16 protein-coding genes are annotated in these 19,489 nt (G+C 56.9%); 3 read left to right on the forward strand and 13 right to left on the reverse strand.

The genetic code is table 11. The features are described 5' to 3' along the window. The coding region (locus RT613_RS18670) for an OB-fold nucleic acid binding domain-containing protein (protein WP_409558853.1) at positions 1-1,330 on the forward strand (1,330 nt) is incomplete at its 5' end. Positions 1,331-1,400: 70 nt separating this feature from the next. On the opposite strand, the gene RT613_RS18675 is transcribed toward RT613_RS18670, so the two are convergent. The 3 genes from RT613_RS18675 to RT613_RS18685 form a co-directional block, all read right to left on the reverse strand. Next, the gene (locus RT613_RS18675) at positions 1,401-2,642 is read right to left on the reverse strand and encodes a L,D-transpeptidase family protein (protein WP_313617817.1); all 1,242 of its coding nucleotides are present in this window, start codon (positions 2,640-2,642) and stop codon (positions 1,401-1,403) included. Between the two features lie 108 nt (positions 2,643-2,750). Continuing rightward, on the reverse strand, positions 2,751-4,025 hold the full coding sequence (locus RT613_RS18680; RefSeq protein ID WP_313617818.1) for a DNA polymerase IV: 1,275 nt from the start codon (positions 4,023-4,025) through the stop codon (positions 2,751-2,753). An 83-nt stretch (positions 4,026-4,108) separates the two neighbouring features. Beyond that, positions 4,109-4,417 (reverse strand): DUF3572 domain-containing protein, encoded by a 309-nt coding sequence (locus tag RT613_RS18685; RefSeq protein ID WP_313617820.1) that lies wholly within the window; start codon positions 4,415-4,417, stop codon positions 4,109-4,111. A gap of 131 nt (positions 4,418-4,548) precedes the next feature. Between RT613_RS18685 and RT613_RS18690 the strand changes: the two genes are divergently transcribed. Together RT613_RS18690 and RT613_RS18695 are read left to right on the forward strand one after the other, a co-directional pair. Next, positions 4,549-4,920, forward strand: a complete 372-nt coding sequence (locus tag RT613_RS18690; protein ID WP_003547430.1) for a response regulator — start codon at positions 4,549-4,551, stop codon at positions 4,918-4,920. 19 nt (positions 4,921-4,939) lie between these two features. Further along, positions 4,940-6,310 (forward strand): PleD family two-component system response regulator, encoded by a 1,371-nt coding sequence (locus RT613_RS18695; protein ID WP_313617822.1) that lies wholly within the window; start codon positions 4,940-4,942, stop codon positions 6,308-6,310. 1,083 nt (positions 6,311-7,393) lie between these two features. On the opposite strand, the gene rpmG is transcribed toward RT613_RS18695, so the two are convergent. The 10 genes from rpmG to RT613_RS18745 all read right to left on the reverse strand — a co-directional run bounded on the left by rpmG (position 7,394) and on the right by RT613_RS18745 (position 19,378). Continuing rightward, a complete protein-coding gene (gene rpmG / locus RT613_RS18700; RefSeq protein ID WP_003496403.1) occupies positions 7,394-7,561 on the reverse strand; it encodes a 50S ribosomal protein L33 in 168 nt (55 codons plus the stop codon). A gap of 89 nt (positions 7,562-7,650) precedes the next feature. After that, on the reverse strand, positions 7,651-8,835 hold the full coding sequence (locus RT613_RS18705; RefSeq protein WP_313617824.1) for an MFS transporter: 1,185 nt from the start codon (positions 8,833-8,835) through the stop codon (positions 7,651-7,653). 8 nt (positions 8,836-8,843) lie between these two features. After that, on the reverse strand, positions 8,844-9,521 hold the full coding sequence (locus tag RT613_RS18710; RefSeq protein WP_313617826.1) for an NUDIX hydrolase: 678 nt from the start codon (positions 9,519-9,521) through the stop codon (positions 8,844-8,846). A gap of 3 nt (positions 9,522-9,524) precedes the next feature. Then, complete coding sequence (locus RT613_RS18715; protein WP_313617828.1) at positions 9,525-9,968, reverse strand: DUF983 domain-containing protein; 444 nt, start codon at positions 9,966-9,968, stop codon at positions 9,525-9,527. 36 nt (positions 9,969-10,004) lie between these two features. Then, positions 10,005-12,359, reverse strand: coding sequence for a ribonuclease R (gene rnr / locus RT613_RS18720; RefSeq protein WP_313617830.1), 2,355 nt, complete (start codon positions 12,357-12,359; stop codon positions 10,005-10,007). After that, positions 12,356-15,049 (reverse strand): type I DNA topoisomerase, encoded by a 2,694-nt coding sequence (gene topA, locus RT613_RS18725; RefSeq protein ID WP_313617832.1) that lies wholly within the window; start codon positions 15,047-15,049, stop codon positions 12,356-12,358. Before topA ends, rnr begins: the two co-directional genes overlap by 4 nt. A 198-nt stretch (positions 15,050-15,247) precedes the next feature. Then, the gene (gene dprA / locus RT613_RS18730) at positions 15,248-16,390 is read right to left on the reverse strand and encodes a DNA-processing protein DprA (protein ID WP_313617834.1); all 1,143 of its coding nucleotides are present in this window, start codon (positions 16,388-16,390) and stop codon (positions 15,248-15,250) included. Positions 16,391-16,420: 30 nt separating this feature from the next. After that, complete coding sequence (gene plsY / locus RT613_RS18735) at positions 16,421-17,038, reverse strand: glycerol-3-phosphate 1-O-acyltransferase PlsY (protein ID WP_313617836.1); 618 nt, start codon at positions 17,036-17,038, stop codon at positions 16,421-16,423. A 112-nt stretch (positions 17,039-17,150) separates the two neighbouring features. Continuing rightward, positions 17,151-18,440, reverse strand: coding sequence for a dihydroorotase (locus RT613_RS18740; protein WP_313617837.1), 1,290 nt, complete (start codon positions 18,438-18,440; stop codon positions 17,151-17,153). Continuing rightward, on the reverse strand, positions 18,437-19,378 hold the full coding sequence (locus tag RT613_RS18745; RefSeq protein WP_313617838.1) for an aspartate carbamoyltransferase catalytic subunit: 942 nt from the start codon (positions 19,376-19,378) through the stop codon (positions 18,437-18,439). Before RT613_RS18745 ends, RT613_RS18740 begins: the two co-directional genes overlap by 4 nt. Positions 19,379-19,489 lie beyond the last annotated feature (111 nt).

Genomic DNA, 19,489 nt, shown 5'->3' on the forward strand with positions numbered 1-19,489 from the left:
CCTTCTGCGCCGCGCCATGGGTAAGAAGATCAAGGAGGAGATGGACAAGCAGCGCGAACGTTTCGTTGAAGGTGCGATGCGCAACAAGGTGTCCAAGGCGCAGGCCGACACCATCTTCGACCTTCTCGCCAAGTTCGCCAACTACGGCTTTAACAAGTCGCACGCTGCCGCTTACGCGATCGTCTCTTACCAGACCGCCTATATGAAGGCGCATTATCCGGTGGAGTTCCTGGCCGCCTCGATGACGCTTGATATGGCCAACACCGAAAAGATCAACGACTTCCGTCAGGATGCCTCGCGTATGGGTATCGAGATCGTTGCGCCATCGGTACAGACCTCGTTCCGCAAGTTCGAAACCGGCGACAACCGCATCTATTATTCGATCGCGGCTCTAAAGGGCGTCGGCGAAGGTGCTGTGGACCACATCGTTGCGGTGAGGGGGGAGAAGCCCTTTGCCAGCCTTGAGGATTTCTGCCAGCGGATTGATCCCAAACAGATCAACCGGCGTGTGTTTGAAAGCCTGATCAATGCCGGTGCCTTCGATTGTTTCGGTCGTGACCGTGCCGAACTGATTGGCGGTCTGGACCGCATCATCGGTTTCGCCCAGTTGGCGCAGGAAAACCGCGTCAGCGGCCAATCCGACATGTTCGGTTCCGGTGGTGCCAGCGGGCCGGAGCGTCTTGCGCTGCCAACATTTTCGCCGTGGCTTGCCTCGGAAAAACTGCTGCGTGAATATCAGGTGCTCGGTTTTTATCTGACCGCTCACCCGCTCGACACCTATCGCCATACGCTTGAAAAACTGCGTGTGCAGAACATTGCCGATTTTACCACAGCGGTAAAACAGGGTGCGACCGCCGGTCGACTGGCCGGCACCGTCACCGGCAAACAGGAGCGCAAGACCAAGACCGGCAACAAGATGGGCATCGTTACCTTCTCGGATGCATCAGGTCAGTATGAGGCCGTGCTGTTTTCAGAAGGGCTTGGCCAGTACCGTGATCTCCTGGAAGTCGGCAAATCGCTGGTCATTACCGTTCAGGCGGATGAGCGTCCGGAAGGCATTGGCCTGCGTATCCAGACAGCACAGTCACTGGAGGAAAAATCCGTCCAGATGCAGAAGGCACTGCGTGTTTACGTGCGTGATTCCGGGCCGCTGAAAATGGTTGCCAAACATCTCAACGCCAAGGGTGATGGTCTGGTGTCCTTCATCGTCATCAAGGATGACGGCCAGCGTGAGATCGAAGTGGAGTTGACGGATAAATACCGCATCTCACCGGAGGTTGCTGCAGCCCTGCGTGCGGCGCCCGGCATTATTGATGTCGAACTGCTGTGATGGCATTTAAAAGTTCACCCCGCGGGTCGCGGGGTGAGGGGCGTTTCGAACCATCCGGTATCTAACCGGTTTATGAACGGTTCTTGGCCGTTCTGGTTATGGTGATGAAATCAGTGCCCTGACCCGTTTCAGGGAAGTGGCTGAGGTCGGTAATGGTGATCGACGTTCCGGCCACCAGCAAATCCTCGATGCGCTTGCGTGCATCCTCAGGGATATCGATGCGATCCAGAACCTCGCTGGCACTTTCCTGCAGATCATATTTGTCGGCATCGATACCCAACCGTCGCATTGTGCTGGTTGGCAGATGGTTTTCCAGCGTGATTGAATACCAGTCGGCGCGGCCGCTCATATGGTCCACGGAAGTCGCTTCCATGAAATGTGTGCCAAGCGGCAGGTTGGCGTCCTTGATGCCAACAGGCACCTCAAACAGCGGCTTGAAATCCTGCCTTACCTGCAATTGCCCGGCGGGCGGCGCGTCGTAACCGCTTGAAGCATATAGAGCGGCAACGAAGGCGTCCGTCACGACAGGTCCTTTTTCGCTCAAATCCTTCCAGCGCTTGAACCCGTTGATCGCGCTGATGGTGCGTTGCCCCATAAGACCATCGGCGGCACCGGCATCAAAACCAAGCGCAGTCAGCATGGACTGGATATCGACCATCTTTTCGCGGTCACCGCGACGGGTAATCAGAATGCGCAGCGGTTTCGTGTCGGGCCTCGTCACCTTTTTTGGGGTGACGGAATTGGTCTTTTCATTCATGGCCACTTCCACCTTGAGGGAAGGGTCAAACGCGGCCGGGCGCAGTTCCACATCGGACAGCAGCAACTTGCTGTCGGGTTGCTCTACAGTCGGCTGGAACAGCGTCGTGTGCCAGATGCGCTGTGGTTCCACAGGGTTATTCGACACGATTACATGCACGCCGCGTTCGGTCTTGCCATAAAGCGACTGGGCAAATCCGGATGGCAGGCGAATACAGCCGTGTGAGGCTGGGTAATTTGGCACCTTGCCTTCGTGAAGCGCAATGCCGGACCATGTCAGCCGCTGCATGAAGGGCATCGGCGCATTCGAATAGATATTCGATTCGTGATATTTGCGTTTTTCCAGAATGGAAAAAATGCCGGTTGGCGTGTCATGTCCCGGTTTGCCGGTTGAGACTTTCGAGGTTTTGATCAGTTCGCCATTGTCATAGACGGCAAGAGACTGAGTGCTTTTCGATACAATGATTTGCAGTCCTGCGGAATCATACGCAAAGGCACTGTGTGCCAGTACGGACGTCGACAAAAGACAAGCACCCAGAAATGAACGCAATACCATGGGGCTATTTACTCCAACGCAATACAGAGGCTCGGAGCTTATCAATTAGCATTTAATGAAGTTTTTAAACGCCTTCACGTCTTCGTGTAATCCGGCCAAGGCGTCAGGTTATTTTTTTACTTCAAATGTGTAGCCCGTCTCCACGCTGCCCTTGCCAAACTTGTCACGCAGTCTGTCCATGGCTGCTTCCGCTGCCGCGCGTCGTGAGGCCTGCTGGTCAATCAGATCAGGCGGGTCAGCCACTGCCGCATCGCTGAGGTCTGACACACCAATGCCGATCAGGCGAAATTTCGTGCCATCGGTTTCCTTGTCCAGCAAGGAAAGGCCGATGCGGAAAATACGGTCGGCAAGTTGGGTCGGGTCATCCAGGCGCTTGTTGCGGGTACGGCTTTTGAAATCAGCCGTCTTCATTTTCAAAACCACGGTCTGCCCGGCAATGCCGCTTTTTTTCAGGCGCCATGCGACCTTTTCGGACAGCGAACGCAAAATCGGCACAAGGTCTTCATGCCGTGAAATATCGTTGAAAAACGTGGTTTCGGACGACACGCTCTTGATCGGATCGTTGTTGTGCACCGTGCGTTCGTCGATGCCACGGGACAGGCGGTAAAGCCGCTGTCCCATGGTGCCGTAACGGCGCATCAGCGTGCTTTCGTCCATTTCCTGCAACTGGCCTATCAAGCGGATGCCGTCCGCCTCCAGCGTCGCGGCAAAGGCCTTGCCGACACCCCAGATGGTGGTGACAGGGCGGGTGGCCAGAAACGTGACGGCCTCTTCCTGGCCGATCACCGAAAAACCGCGTGGCTTGTGCAGGTCGGAGGCGACCTTCGCCAGAAACTTGCAGTAGGAAAGGCCAACGGAAATCGAAATGCCGATTTCCTTTTCAACCCGCTTGGCAAATTTTGCCAGCACGCGGGCAGGCGGGTCGTGGTGCAGAAGTTCGGTGCCTGAGAGATCAAGAAACGCCTCGTCAATCGACAGTGGCTGCACCAGGGGTGTCAGTTCCTGCATCATGCTGCGGATCTGGCGACCGACAGTGCTGTATTTTTCCATGTTCGGTTTAACGACAACCGCTTCGGGACAGGCCTCCAGCGCCTTGAACATCGGCATGGCCGAGCGCACGCCATGAATGCGGGCAATGTAACAAGCGGTGGACACTACGCCACGTTTGCCACCTCCGATGATCACCGGCTTGTCCATCAGATCAGGATTGTCGCGCTTCTCGATCGAGGCGTAAAACGCATCACAGTCGATATGCGCCAGGCTCAGATCGTAGAGTTCATTGTGATAGACAAGGCGAGGGCTACCGCATTTCTGGCAACGGCGAATACCCTGTGGCTGACCGGCCAGACAATCGCGGCAAAAACCGGGGGCGTGTTTTGTCATGGTCAACTCAGGAACAAAGAATGAACGCTCGCCACGTTATTCCGTTGCCTGAATTTACTCAAGAGAAACCGGTCGCTTTGGCCTCAATATTCACCCGAATCGAGGCCAGGGCCGGAAAAATGATGCCATGCGGCAGCGACATCTTCCGGTTTTGTTTCTGTTGCCGCGCAGAAAGCCATCAGATCAGGCTCATGGCTCATTAGAAAATCTGTCAGGCCGGCAAAAAAACCGGGGTCAGTGGCCGCATGCCGCAGCATATTGGCCTGCAGGCCGCTCAGCGCCAAAAAGCGGGAAAGCAACTCGGGTTCACTGGCCAGCCAACCAAGTATGGCGGCGGCTGTTTCTTCAGGTTTTGCCGCAGAAGCGGTATTTGTTTTTTTGTCTCGCAGCATTTCTTCGCCGAAGTTACCTATTTTTCAACCAAATCGCATTAGCGTCGTTAAATTATATACGATGGAATCGGTTCTGCGACAGACTTATATGTCAGTGGCATGGTTTCAAGGCGCATCGAGGAATGGTCGCTATGCCAAAACAGGTCATGATAGTTGAAGACAACGAGCTGAACATGAAGCTCTTTCGCGACTTGATCGAAGCATCAGGTTACACAACGATTCAGACCCGAAATGGCATGGAAGCCCTTGATTTGGCGCGCAAGCATCGGCCAGACCTTATTCTGATGGACATCCAGTTGCCGGAAGTTTCCGGTCTTGAAGTGACCAAGTGGCTGAAGGAAGACGATGAATTGCACGTCATTCCGGTCATCGCCGTCACAGCATTCGCCATGAAAGGGGATGAAGAGCGCATTCGTCAGGGTGGATGCGAGGCCTATGTCTCCAAGCCCATTTCCGTGCCCAAATTTATCGAAACCATAAAAACCTACCTTGGAGATGCCTGAAGGCATTTGAGGACAGCTTATGACAGCAAGAATTCTGGTCGTTGATGATGTCCCGGCAAATGTGAAGTTGCTGGAAGCGCGCCTTCTTGCTGAATATTTTGATGTGCTGACAGCCGACGACGGCTTCAAAGCGCTGGAAATCTGCAACAACACGCAGGTCGATATTGTTCTGCTCGACATCATGATGCCGGGCATGGATGGCTTTGAAGTGTGCGAGAGGCTGAAGTCCAATCCGCGCACCATGCATATTCCTGTAGTCATGGTAACGGCGCTTGACCAACCATCCGACCGGGTCCGTGGTCTCAAGGCTGGTGCCGATGATTTTCTGACCAAGCCCGTCAACGATCTGCAGCTTGTCTCTCGCGTCAAAAGTCTCGTTCGCCTGAAAACCATGAGCGACGAACTGCGCATGCGCGCGGAGACAGCGCGTGCTGTTGGCATAGAAGACTTGCTGCGCGACGAGGGGCGCATCGAGGAACCGGGGCAGGTGCTGCTGGTCGATCCGCGTGCAAACTCGCAGGAACGCATCATCAAGATGCTCAAGCCGGTTGCCGAGGTGACGGCGATTTCGGATGCGCAAGCGGCGATCTTCGAGGCCGCAGAACATGGTTTCGAGCTGGTTCTGGTCAGCGCAACACTGGATGACTACGATCCGCTGCGTCTGTGTTCGCAATTGCGTTCACTGGACCGCACACGTTTCCTGCCGGTTCTGTTGATTGCAGAGCAGGGCGGCGAAGACATGATCGTCCGGGCGCTGGATCTCGGCGTCAATGACTACATTACCCGGCCGCTGGACCCCAATGAACTGGTGGCACGGACGCTGACGCAGTTGAAGCGAAAACGTTACAACGACCGTTTGCGCAGCAGCGTGCAGCATTCCATCGAACTTGCCGTGACAGACGGGCTGACCGGGCTTCATAACCGCCGTTACCTCGACAATCATCTCAAGGTGCTGTTCAACCGTGCGGCCACCCGTGGTCGCTCTCTGTCGGTGTTCATCACCGATATCGACCGTTTCAAGCTGGTCAATGACACCTATGGTCATGATGCCGGTGACGAAATCCTGAAAGAGTTTGCAGGTCGACTGCGTGCAACGGTGCGCGGGGCTGATCTGGCCTGTCGTTATGGCGGCGAGGAGTTCGTGGTGGTGATGCCCGATACCACGGCGGAAATAGCCGCAAATATCGCCGAGCGCTTGCGCATGAGCATTGAGGGCAAACCTTTCGTGATCCGGTCGACCGGTGTGGAGCTGAGCATTACCGCATCGCTTGGTATCGCCTCAAACAGCCTCAACATCGAAACGCCTGAGCAGCTGCTCAAAGAGGCCGACAAGGCGCTCTACGATGCCAAGCGGGCCGGACGCAACCGCGTCGTGGCTGCTGCCGCCTGACGGCCGCGCAGGCCGCTTTCCGAAATTAAAACCATATGGAGTCTCTGGACGTCCTTGCCGGGCTCCAGAGCGGGGCGGGGTGGCTTTCTGCACGTCACCTGCTGTCCCCAATTGTTGGCCCCTAGAATTCAGGTATTGCGATCACCTGTCTTGTGGATAACATGTGCCAATCTGCGAACCTGCGGGCATAGTTTTGTGCCTGTAATTGCTTGGCATTTTCTCGAGAATTGTCATTTTGTAACGTAACGTTACGAAAGCGGGACTATTTTTGCTGTCTAATCATCGATATATTTGAACGCAGCGCTCTGCCGATGCTCGCGCAGCGACATTTCCTGCTGTGCCAAATCATGTTTGAAACGAGGTTTCGATAGGGTCTAGTGGTTTTTTACTTGAGAAAAATTTGATTTGTATTTCAAGTATTCACGGATTATAAAATAAATACTGTACCGGTTACGGTCATGTTTAACCATATTTGCATTTCAAAATAGCGTTTCTTTAAGAAGTTGTTGATTTTTTTTGGCGTTTGCGCGACCTTTGGTTCAACGACATAACTTTCGTAATGGCAGTGCAAGCACAGGCTCAATAATCAGCGCAAGTTACTTGTCTCAGGTGTTTCGAGAGCTGGTCTTTACTTGGTCTTCGGATCGGGAAGGCTGGTTTCAGAAGATACCCCATGATGCTCAGGTCCGCCGCATCTCCTGGGTCGTGGGGTCGGTCGGTTGGAGTGCACTAAACGGTTCCTCGTACCGTATGCAACTCCGACCGACCCCCATTTCCTTCCATCGCATTCCATGAATTTCACGCTGGAGCTTGGTTGCTCTTTCCTGGCGCGCTGCTGCCCTTCTACAGGCATTTATCACGGGCGTCGGGCTTTGCACGGTAGGGCAGGCGGGCGCGCAGGCTGCATCCTGTCGCCCAGGCAGTTCTTGAGTGCCGTGATCACAGGTCGCGCGCTGCTGGCGTTACAGGCTGTCATGTTCGCAGTCCTGTGGCGGGCCGATGGTCTGTCATAGGCCCCGAAAGCAAAAAGCGCACTTTCCGAAGAAAGCGCGCTTTTTGAAAACTGCAAATTCGAGAAGAAGATTACTTGATCTTCGTTTCCTTGAATTCAACATGCTTGCGTACGACTGGATCGTACTTTGTCTTCGTCATCTTGTCCGTGAACGTACGGCTGTTCTTGGTGGTGACGTAGAAGGTACCGGTGTCGGCTGTCGACAGCAGCTTGATCTTGATTGTTGTAGCTTTCGCCATGGTCGTCCTGCCTTTAACAAAGTAGTGAGCCGCAGACCTGTTCGATCCCGGCTAAATCTGGCGCGAAACTACGGATCGCGCCCAAAAAGTCAAGCCTGTTTTGGCTTCAAAACAAAACGTGCAATGGAAAGAACCACATAAAACGCGAAAAATGCGGCCAAGGCCCATGCAAAACCGTTTGTTCCACTCAAATCCATGGAGACACCAACGATTTGTGGGCCGCTGATCGTGCCGATGGCGTAACAGAAAATGAACGCGGCATTGGCTGAAACAAGGTCAGAACCGGTCAATCGCGAGCCGAGATGCGTCAGGCCGACCGTATACATGCCGGATACACATCCACCCCACAATAGCAGCATGGAGGCCAGCAAAGCCCAGCTTTGCACCAGAAGCGGCAGGGTCAGTGTGCCGACAAAGCCCAGAAGAGCCATCAATCCGAGCAATATACGCCGGTCTTTCAGGCGGTCGGAGAGCAGGCCGATCGGGATCTGGAAGGCCATATTGCCGATGCCCATCACCGTCAGGAGCAGCGCTGCCTGCGATTCGTTGAAACCTTCGCGCGTTGCATAGATTGGAAACAGCGAAAGACCTCCGGCCTGCACCGATCCGAACACAAACGCCGCTGCCGAAGCCATCGGCACCAGCCAGATATAGCGGGCGAAATGATGATTCGGCTTTTCATCGAGCTGAGGGCTTTCCTTGCGGGCCAGGAAAATGGGAATCACCGCCAGCAGGATCACCACTGCACCTGTCACGAACGGTGTGATTCCATCACTGCCAACCAGCGAAAACAGCAGAGGACCAGCGGCAAATCCAACGGCAAGGCCGGTGGCATACATGCCAAGCACCATGCCGCGCTTGGAGGGCGGGGCGGTGGCATTGATCCAGAACTCGGAAAGAATGAAAAGCGTGGTGGTGGCGCCGTGGAAGACGATGCGCAGCGGAAACCACATCCAGAAGGCGTCCGCGAAATAAAAGCCCAGCGCACTGATCGCAGAGATGAACACCGCAACGATCATCGTGCGCGCCACACCACAGTCGTGCGCGAGCTTTGACGTCAGCGGGGCGGCAAGCATCGATGCCACGCCAGCCATCGCCGAGTTCACCCCGATCATCGTAGAGGAGATGCCGCGCTTTTCCAGAATCATGCTGAGCAGCGGCAAGCCAAGCCCTATTGCCACGCCAACAGCGCTGATGGCGGCAATTGCTGCGAACAGGGACGGCCAGTGAATTTTGTCGGTGGCATAGGTACCGCAGGTTTCAGGCTTTGTCATATAGACCTTCAAAGGTGCTCACGAACAGCAAGTCCGTGACGCATGAAATAAAACGGTACCGCGTTTTCAAAGGATAGCGCTGGATCAACTATCATGAGCTTTGTGACATCTTCGAGAATGCTGCGCGTAATTTGCGCCATGTTCAGACTGCAAAGGGCATCCATGTCAAGCCATGACAGGTCAACAAGTTCGTTCGTATCGCGCATTGCGGCGATATTGAGCGGTGTTTCATCGGTAAATACACAGAAGAATCGCGCGTCATAACGCCTGATATGGCCAGGTGGCGTTATGGCACGGGCCACAAACCGCAGGCGTGACAGATCAGGTGCTTCACCTGTGGATGAATGGAGCGTCAACCCTGTTTCTTCCTGCAATTCGCGTAGGGCGGCCAGTGCCAGCGCTCTGGCGCCAGCAGGCCCAAGCGGCCGCGACACACGTTTTTGCAGGCTCGAATGCACCAGCGGGTCAAGATCGCCGGCAAAGGGCAGGGTGTGGTCGTTACGATCACGCCGACCACCGGGAAACACATAAACGCCGGGCATGAACACATGTCCGGCGGCGCGTTTGCCCATCAGTATTTTCGGTGTCTTTTGGCTTCGATCAATCAGAATGATCGAGGCTGCATCCCGGGGCCGTGTTGCCGCGAAACGTTCCGTCGGAAGATCGACACCACGAAGAGGCAGCATGTTTTAAAACGACGACCCGTCAATTTGCACCTTGTCCGGCTGTCGCCCGAAACCGTGCATTTTCAGCGCCCATTGCAGGCCAATCACGCCGCCCTTGATTGGTTGCAACGTCACCAGTGCTGCCAGAATGGTAATCGGGATCCAGATGGCAAAATGCACCCACATTTCGACAGGTAGAATCATGTCGGTCATCATGAAACCGCCAACGGCAATGTGGCCGAGAATGACGATGGAAATATAGGGTGGCAGATCGTCGGACCGCTCATGGTGCATTTCTTCGCCACAGGCTGCGCATTCATGCACCGGCTTCAGCCACGCACGAAACAGCTTGCCGCTGCCGCAGGCAGGGCAGGTGCCGCGAATGCCACGCATGATGGAACGTCCGGTTGGACGGTCATTGCCGGCATCACCAAAGGTAACTGTATCTAGGCTGTTGTCTGCACTCATGGCTGCATCCTTCCTGTGGCGGATCCTGCCGCCTTGTTATCTGCGCCGTCTGGGTGGTCGTGTTCCTGGTTTTGCCGCAACCCGTGCCGTCTTGCGTCCCGCCTTGTGGAAGGACCGCGTGGCGACCGGCATTTTGCGGCCTTCACTCAATATCTCAAACCGAAGCGCCCCGGCCAGTGGCACAGCTTCAGCAAGGCGAACCTGAACAGTGTCGCCAAGCTGATAGCCAAGCCCGGTCTTTTCACCTGTCAGAGCCTGATGCGCCTCGTCATAGATGAAATAGTCCGTGCCAAGTGTAGATATGGGTATGAAGCCGTCTGCACCATAGTCAGGTAGCGCGACAAAAAGTCCCGCCTTGGTGACACCGGAAATACGGCCTTCAAATTCTTCACCGACCCGTTCGGACAGATGGTGGGCAATCAAGCGGTTGATGGTATCGCGTTCAGCGGCCATGGCGCGGCGCTCGAATGTCGAGATTTCCGCTGCGATATCATCCAGCATGCCTTCTTCGGCAGGCGTGATGCCGCCTTCGCCAAACCCGAGCGAACCGACCAGCGCGCGATGCACGATCAGGTCTGCATAGCGGCGGATCGGCGAGGTAAAGTGGGCATATTTCATCAGATTGAGGCCGAAATGCCCGATATTTTCAGGGCTGTAGATCGCCTGGCTCTGCGAGCGCAGCACCATTTCATTGACCATGATCTGGTGCGGTGTGCCTTCGGCGCGCGACAGAATGCCATTGAAGGAATTGGCGCGGGTGGCGCCACCCTTGGTCATGGAAATGCCGATCGTGGCCAGAAATTCGCGCAACGTTTCCTGCTTGGCCATCGTCGGGGCATCGTGCACGCGGTAGACCAGCGGCTGTTTTTTCTTTTCCAGCGTTTCGGCGGCGGCCACGTTGGCCTGGATCATCATTTCTTCGATCAGCTTGTGGGCATCCAGCCGCTCGGGAATGATGACCTTGTCCACCGTGCCATCCGCGCGTAGCAGGATCTTGCGCTCGGGCATGTCGAGTTCCAGCGGCTGGCGACGGTCACGCCCGCGCTTCATGATCTCGTAGGCATTCCACAAAGGCTTGAGGATCGGCTCCAGCATTGGCCCGGTCTTGTCGTCGGGCTTGCCATCGATGGCAGCCTGCGCCTGCTGGTAGGACAACTTGGCGGCGCTCTTCATCATGATGCGATGGAAGGTGTGGCCAGCCTTGCGGCCTTCCCGGGAGAAGGTCATGCGCACCGCAAGGGCAGGGCGGTCAACGCCTTCCTTGAGCGAGCAGAGATCGTTGGAAATGCGCTCCGGCAGCATCGGTACGACGCGGTCCGGGAAATAGACGGAGTTGCCGCGCTTCAGCGCCTCGCGGTCAAGCTGCGAGCCGGTGCGCACATACCAGGAGACGTCAGCAATCGCCACCGTGACGATCACGCCGTCGGGATTATCAGGCGAGGTATCCGGCTCGGCATAAACCGCATCGTCATGGTCCTTGGCATCGGCCGGATCGATGGTGATCAGCGGCAGGTCGCGCCAGTCTTCGCGGTGCGCCATGGTAGCAGCCTTGGCGTCATCTGCCTCTGCCAGCACGCCTTGCGGGAAAATATGCGGAATGCCATGGGCATGGATGGCAATCATCGAGATTGCCTTTTCCGATGCTACGGAACCGACGACGGACAGAACCTTGGCGCGCGTCAGGCCGTAACGGCCGCTGTTGCGACCAACTTCGACCTCGATCAGATCACCGTCCTTCGCATCGCCCACGCCATCGGGATCGATCACCATTTCATCGCCGCGCCGCTCGATCGGCATCAGGCGTCCACCGCCACCGGCCGTCGACTTGAAGACACCAAGCAGTGCGCCCTGACGGCGGTCGAGGATCTTGATGACACGCGCCGTATAGGCCGGGCCACCACGATCCTTGGCAGGAAAAATCTTCGCCAGTACACGGTCGTTCAGACCAGCAGTCGGGGCCTTCTTGCCGCGATCCTGCGACGACTGGCGAATGAGGACCGCAGGGGCAACGCCCTGTTCGTCCAGCCATTCGGCCGGACGGCCGATCAGTTCGCCATCCTTGTCGCGGGTGGTAATGTCAAGAACGGTGACCGGCGGCAATGCACCAGGACGCACCAGAGACTTGCGGTTCTTCTGGATCATGCCATCGACTTCAAGCTCGCGCAGCAGCGCTTTCAGCTCAACGCGCGTCTCACCTTTCAGACCAAAAGCCTTGGCGATTTCGCGCTTCGAAGCCTGCTCGGGATGGTCGGCAATAAAACGCAGCAGCACTTCGCGTGGTGGAACCTGGCCATGCACGATGCCTTCGCTTTCCACCACCCGTTTTCCACGCCCTGTTCTTCCGAACCCATCATTGGAGGAACCGGTTGTCTTGCGTGGGGATTTGCTCACGATTCCGCCTTCTTTGCTTTCGGTGCAGCCTTCTTCGCTGCGGTCTTCGGCTTGGCCGCTGCCTTGCTTTTCGCAGCTGCCTTCGGCTTTGCTTTCGCCGTTGTTTCGCCGTCAGCCGATGCGGCCTTCGATGTTGCCTTTTTCGCCTTGGCCGGTTTGCCACCGGTGCCAGTCTTGGCAATACGTTCGGCAATCAACACCAGGGCTTCTTCCATCGTCACGCTGTCAGGCGCCTGCGCCTTCGGAATGGTGGCGTTGACCTTGCCCCAGTTGACGTAAGGGCCAAAACGGCCGTCACGCACGGTAATGGCACCGCCATCCGGGTGGTCGCCCAGGGTTTTCAGCGCAGCCGGTGTCGAGCCACGGCCACGTCCCGGTGCAGCCTTCTTTTCGGCAATCACGGTCACGGCACGGTTCAGACCAATCGAGAACACGTCTTCGATGCTCTCAAGGTTGGCATAACCACCATCATGCAGCAGGAACGGTCCATAACGACCGAGACCGGCCGAAATCATCTTTCCGCTTTCGGGGTGCTGGCCGATATCACGCGGCAGGTTGATGAGCGCCAGCGCCTTTTCGTGGTCGATATCTTCCGGTTTCCAGCCCTTGGGCAGGGAGGAGCGCTTGGCTTCCTTGCCTTCACCACGCTGGATATAGGGCCCGAAACGGCCAGAACGCAGTGTCAGCTCTTCGCCGGTATGCGGGTCTGCACCCAGTGCCTTCGGTTCGTTGAGGGCAGCGGCTTCAGCTTCCGGACCATCCGAGTTCAGCTGGCGCGTGAAATTGCACTCAGGGTAGTTCGAGCAACCAACAAAGGCGCCGTATTTACCGAGCTTGAGCGACAGGTTTCCGGTGCCACAAACCTGGCAGATACGCGGATCGGAACCGTCTTCGCGCGTCGGGAAGACCAGCGGTGCGAGAACTTCGTTCAGCGCATCCAGCACGTTGGTTACGCGCAGTTCCTTGGTGTCTTCGATCTGGGAGAAGAAGTCCTTCCAGAAATCACGCAGAACCTGCTTCCAGTCCAGTTCGCCGGCAGAAATCCGGTCGAGCTTTTCTTCCAGATCAGCGGTGAAATCATACTCCACATATTTGGTGAAGAAGCTTTCAAGGAAGGCCGTCACCAGACGTCCACGCGAATGCGGAATCAGCTTGCGCTTGTCGATGACGATATATTCGCGGTCGCTCAAGGTTTTCAGCGTTGCGGCATAGGTGGAAGGGCGGCCGATGCCGAGCTCTTCCATCTTCTTGATCAGCGATGCTTCCGAATAACGTGGTGGTGGTTCGGTGAAGTGCTGGCTGGAATTGATCTTCTGTTTCGCGAGGTTTTCGCGCTCGTTGATCTGCGGCAGACGGCCTTCATCATCACCGTCGTCGCTCTGTTCGCCATCTTCCTTCTGGTCGGTATAGGCGGCAATGAAGCCGTCAAAACGAATAACTGAACCAACCGCACGCAAACCGGCTTTCTGGCCGTTATTGTCGGCAAGAATTTCAACGGTGGTACGTTCGATTTCGGCAGAAGACATCTGGCTGGCGATCGCACGCTTCCAGATCAGGTCATACAGACGGAACTGATCAGCATCGAGGAAACGCTTCATCTGATCCGGTGTACGGCTGAAATCCGTTGGGCGGATGGCTTCGTGCGCTTCCTGGGCGTTCTTGGCCTTGGTGGAATAGAAACGGGCCTTGTCGGGCACATAACGGGCTCCAAACTGCGAGCCGATGGCGCTGCGTGCAGCGTCAATCGCTTCCGGTGCCATCTGCACACCGTCGGTACGCATATAGGTGATCAGACCGGCGGTTTCGCCACCAATGTCGATACCCTCATAAAGCTTCTGGGCCACCTGCATGGTACGCGAAGCGGAAAAACCCATGCGTGACGATGCAGCCTGCTGCAGGGTGGAGGTGGTGAAGGGAGGGCCGGGATTACGCTTGACAGGCTTTGCCTCAACGTTGTCCACGACATAGGTCGCACCTTCTAGAAGGCTTTTCAGGCGATTGGCGTCGTCACCGGTCTTGATGCCACGGGCCTGCAGGCGCTTGCCATCGGCCGCCACCAACTTTGCCTCGAATTCATCACCGCGCGGCGTCTTCAACAGCGCCGACAGGTTCCAGTATTCCTCGGATACGAAACGTTCGATTTCTGATTCGCGGTCGCAGACCAGACGCAGCGCCACGGATTGTACGCGGCCAGCCGAACGGGCGCCCGGCAGCTTGCGCCACAGGACAGGAGAAAGATTGAAACCGACGAGATAATCCAGCGCACGGCGGGCGAGGTAGGCATCCACCAGCGGAATGTCGAGATCGCGCGGCTGCGCCATGGCATCCAGAACGGCCTTTTTGGTGATGGCGTTGAACACCACACGCTTGACCGGCTTGTCGCCCAGCACCCGCTTTTTCTTCAAAAGGTCCAGCACGTGCCAGGAAATGGCTTCCCCTTCGCGATCAGGGTCAGTTGCCAGAATAAGGCCATCGGATGCCTTCACGGCATCTGCAATATCCTTCATGCGTTTTTGCGAAGCGCTATCGACCTCCCAGGACATTTCAAAATCCTGGTCGGGCAGCACTGAGCCATCCTTGGCTGGCAAGTCCCGCACGTGTCCAAAGGATGCAAGAACCTTGTAGCCGGAGCCGAGATACTTGTTGATCGTCTTGGCTTTGGCCGGAGATTCTACGACGACGACATTCATATTATTGTTTCTCTGGAAAAGGTTCCGCCAATAATTCCTGCCGCGCCCTTTGCCGACACACGGCTCTCAAGTCTTTCGACATGGACAGGGAATTGCTCCGGGTCAAGGGGGGAACGTCATTTTCTGTCCTGTAAAACGAATTGTATTAATGGGTATTGTTGGCGCTTTTTGCAATCAATGATGGTTTCAGTCCGGTTTTTACGCATCCGAAATCAGCGATATCTTTCCACCTGCATGGCGTTGCAGACGGCCTGCAATGTCCAGTTCCATCAGCACCAGCATGATGGCCGAGGTGGAAAGACCGGTATGGCGAATAATGTCATCCATCTCCACCGGTGAGGGGCCAAGCGCATTGACGACCAATGCCCGGTCATCATCGCGTGGTTCGCTGATATCGGCATGATGCGTCGGCTCGTTGACCTGGCGAAACAGCGGCAGGTCAGGTTCGACAAGTGGCGAAATGGCGTCGAGCACGTCTTTTGCTTCAGTAATCAGCGTGGCGCCGTCCTTGATCAAGCCGTTGGTGCCCTGGCAGCGCGTATCAAGCGGTGAACCGGGCACCGCAAACACCAGCCGTCCGAAATCTCCAGCCAATCGCGCGGTGATCAATGAGCCGGAACGCTGCGCCGCCTCAACAATGATGACGCCAAGCGAGACACCGGCAATCAGCCGGTTGCGGCGCGGAAAGTCGCGGGCACGTGGTTCCCAGCCGAACGGCATTTCGCTGATCGTCGCGCCGCCACTGGCATAAATCTCATCCAGCAGGGAGAAGTTCTCCGGCGGGTAGGGACGGTCCAGCCCGCCGGCCAGCATGGCAACGGTGCCGGTGGCAAGACTGGCGCGGTGGGCTGATGTATCGATGCCGCGCGCCAGGCCCGACGCAATCGTATAGCCTTGCCGGCCGCAATCCCGCGCCATCATCGCGGCAAATTTCATGCCGTTGATCGAGGCGTTGCGTGAGCCGACAATGCCGATATTGGGGCGGGTTGCCGTGCGGCCATCACCCTTCATCGCAATCAGAGGCGGTGCGCCGTCAATTTCTTTGAGCGCCGGCGGATAATCCGGCTCGCCAATACCGACAAAACGCGCGCCGAACCGCGCAGCGATTTCAAGCTCGCGTTCTGCTTCGTCAATGGTCGTAATATGAAGAGTGCGGGTTGCGCCGCCGCGCCGCGACAGATCGGGCAGGGCCTCCAGCGCCTTTTCGGCACTGCCGAAATGGTTGATGAGCTGGCGAAACGTGGCGGGGCCGATATTTTCGCTGCGGATGAGCCTCAGCCACGCCGTTTTCTGTTTTTCGGAAAGCTGTATGCCACCCCGTCTTGCGCCGTCATCCGGCATTGTGCGCCCCCGCTTCGGGCGCAGGCCGTATCAGCCCTTTTGCCCGATCTTGCTTTCCTTGCCTGATACAAGTCTTGCGACGTTTTCACGGTGTTTCCACCAGGAAATGATGCTCAACATTGACACCAGCAAGGCTGTTTTCTCCGGGCCCAGTATCCACAACGCAACCGGAATGACAAGCATTGCAACCAGAGCGGAAAGCGAGGAGTAACGGGTGGTGAAGGCGCAGAGAAGCCACACCAGGGCAAAGGCCAGCATCATGCGCCAGTCAACGCCCAGCAGCACGCCGATATAGGTGGCCACGCCCTTGCCACCCTTGAAACCCAGCCACACCGGGAACAGGTGGCCGATAAAGGCAAAAAAGCCGGCAATCAGTGATGCTTCATAACCCCAGAGCTTGGCAGCCAGCAGCACGGCAACCGTGCCTTTCAGCGCGTCACCAACGAGCGTTGCGGCCGCCAGTTTCTTGTTGCCGGTGCGCAGCACATTGGTTGCGCCGATATTGCCCGAACCGATCTTGCGCACATCGCCCAGTCCGGCCATGCGCGTCAAAAGCAGGCCGAACGGAATGGAACCGAGCAGGTAGCCGAGAAGTGCAACCGCTGCCAGAAGGGCAGGCGCGGTTTGCCATGTCATGAGTTCACTCATTCATTCCCCCTTGTCGCATCGGCCCAAAAACCGGAGCCGGTTCTCGCAAAGCCGATGCGTGAATTGATACATAAAGCATCTGTGTGGCGCGTCTTTAAAGACGCGTCCCGCTTTATGCGCTGTAGACCAGCTTGCCTGCCACGTAAGTTGAAACGGCACGTCCGGAGAACCGCGCATCTTCAAATGGCGTGTTCTTGGATTTCGACACCAGTGCATCTCTCGAAACCAGCCATGGCTCGTCCAGATCGATCAGCGTGATATCCGCCTTGGCGCCTGACTTCAGCGTGCCGGCATCCAGCCCAAAAATCTGGGCAGGGCGGGTCGACAGCGCATCGATCAGTCGCATCAGTGGCACATGGCCGCTGTGATGCAGGCGAAGGGCCGCTGCCAGCATGGTTTCCAGACCAACGGCACCACTTGCCGCATCACCGAATGGCAGACGTTTGGTGTCGACGTCCTGCGGGTCATGTGAGGACACAATGATATCGATCGTGCCGTCCTTCAGCGCCTCAACCATCGCCATGCGGTCGTCTTCGGCGCGCAGCGGCGGCTGCAGCTTGAAGAAGGTGCGGTATTCACCAATGTCATTTTCATTCAGCGTCAGGTGATTGATGGAAATGCCGCTGGTGGCTTTGACGCCGCGGGACTTGGCAACCTTGATCGCTTCTGCCGATTCCGGCACGGAGATTTTGGCGGCGTGGTATTGCGCACGGGTCAGACCGGCAATGCGCAGGTCACGTTCCAGCGGAATGATTTCGGCTTCTTTCGGAACACCGGACAGGCCGAGCCAGCTGGCAAACAACCCCTCATTCATATCGCCATTGCCGATATATTTGTCGCGGGTTTCAAGCGCAATCACAGCGCCCAGCTCGCGGGCATAGGTCATGGCGCGGCGCAGAACCAGTGTGTCGGACAGTGTCCGGCGACCATTGGTGAAGGCAACCGCACCGGCTTCCTGCAACAGACCGAACTCGGTCATTTCCTCACCCTTGAGGCCCTTTGTCAGAGCCGCTGCCGGGTGCACGTTCACGATGGCCTTGTCACGCACCATCTTTTTGACGAACTCGACCAGCGCGATATCATCAATCACGGGATCGGTGTCCGGCATCATGATGAAAGAGGTCACACCACCGGCGGCCGCCGCGCGTGAGGCAGATTCGATGGTCTCGCGGTGTTCTGCACCGGGCTCACCGATGAAAACGCGGGCATCAACAAGACCGGGAACAGCAAGCAGACCCTTGGCATCGCGAATGGTGGCACCTTCAGGTGCGCCCTGGTTCTGCGCATCCTTGCCAGCGGCGAGGATCGTGCCATTAGCGTCAATGATGATCGTGCCGGTTTCATCGATATTGCGGGATGGGTCGATGATACGGGCGTTCTTGAGAACGGTTGCGACGCTCATGCGCGTTCTCCCTGATTTTGCGAAAGAAGCAGGGTTTCCATGACAGCCATGCGCACGGCAACACCCATTTCCACCTGGCTTTCAATCACGCTCTGCGGGCCGTCAGCCACTTCGGAGGCAATTTCCACGCCGCGGTTCATAGGGCCGGGATGCATGACCAGCGCGTCTTCCTTGGCGGCTTTCAGCTTTTCGGCATCCAGTCCGTAATAGTGGAAATATTCGCGCACCGACGGCACGAAGGAGCCGGACATGCGCTCGCGCTGCAGGCGCAGCATCATGACAACGTCGGCGTCTTTCAGACCGTCCGCCATGGAGTGGTACACTTCCACGCTCATGTCGGCGATGCCGGATGGCAGAAGCGTTGGCGGGGCGACGACACGCACCCGCGCACCCATCTGGTTCAAGAGAATGATGTTGGAGCGGGCAACGCGCGAATGCAGCACGTCACCGCAGATCGCAACCGTAATGCCGGATAGACGCCCCTTGGCGCGGCGGATGGTCAGCGCATCGAGAAGTGCCTGAGTCGGGTGTTCGTGCTGGCCGTCACCGGCATTCACCACGGAGCAGGCCACTTTTTGCGCCAGAAGCGCTGCCGCACCGGCGGAGGAATGACGAACGACAAGCACATCCGGCCGCATGGCGTTCAGTGTCATGGCCGTATCGATCAGTGTCTCACCCTTTTTGACGGAGGAGTTGCCAACCGACATGTTCATCACATCAGCGCCCAGACGTTTGCCTGCCAGTTCAAAAGAGGCCTGTGTGCGGGTGGATGCTTCAAAGAACAGGTTTATCTGCGTCAGACCGCGTAATGTCGTGGTCTTTTTCTCGCGCTGGCGGCTGATTTTGACAGCCTCATCGGCCTTGTCGAGAAGAGTGGTGATATCCTGGTGGGAAAGGCCCTTGATGCCAAGCAGATGGCGGTGGGGGAAGAAGACCATGCGGTGTGCCTCCTGACGGGCGCCGCATCTTCCCTTGAAAATGCCCGGAGCGCCCGAATGCTGTATCCGTGCGCTCCCATTCGCCTGTGAACACGCCTGTGGAGTGCCGCG

This window comes from Agrobacterium sp. (assembly GCF_032092815.1).
Taxonomy (GTDB): domain Bacteria; phylum Pseudomonadota; class Alphaproteobacteria; order Rhizobiales; family Rhizobiaceae; genus Agrobacterium.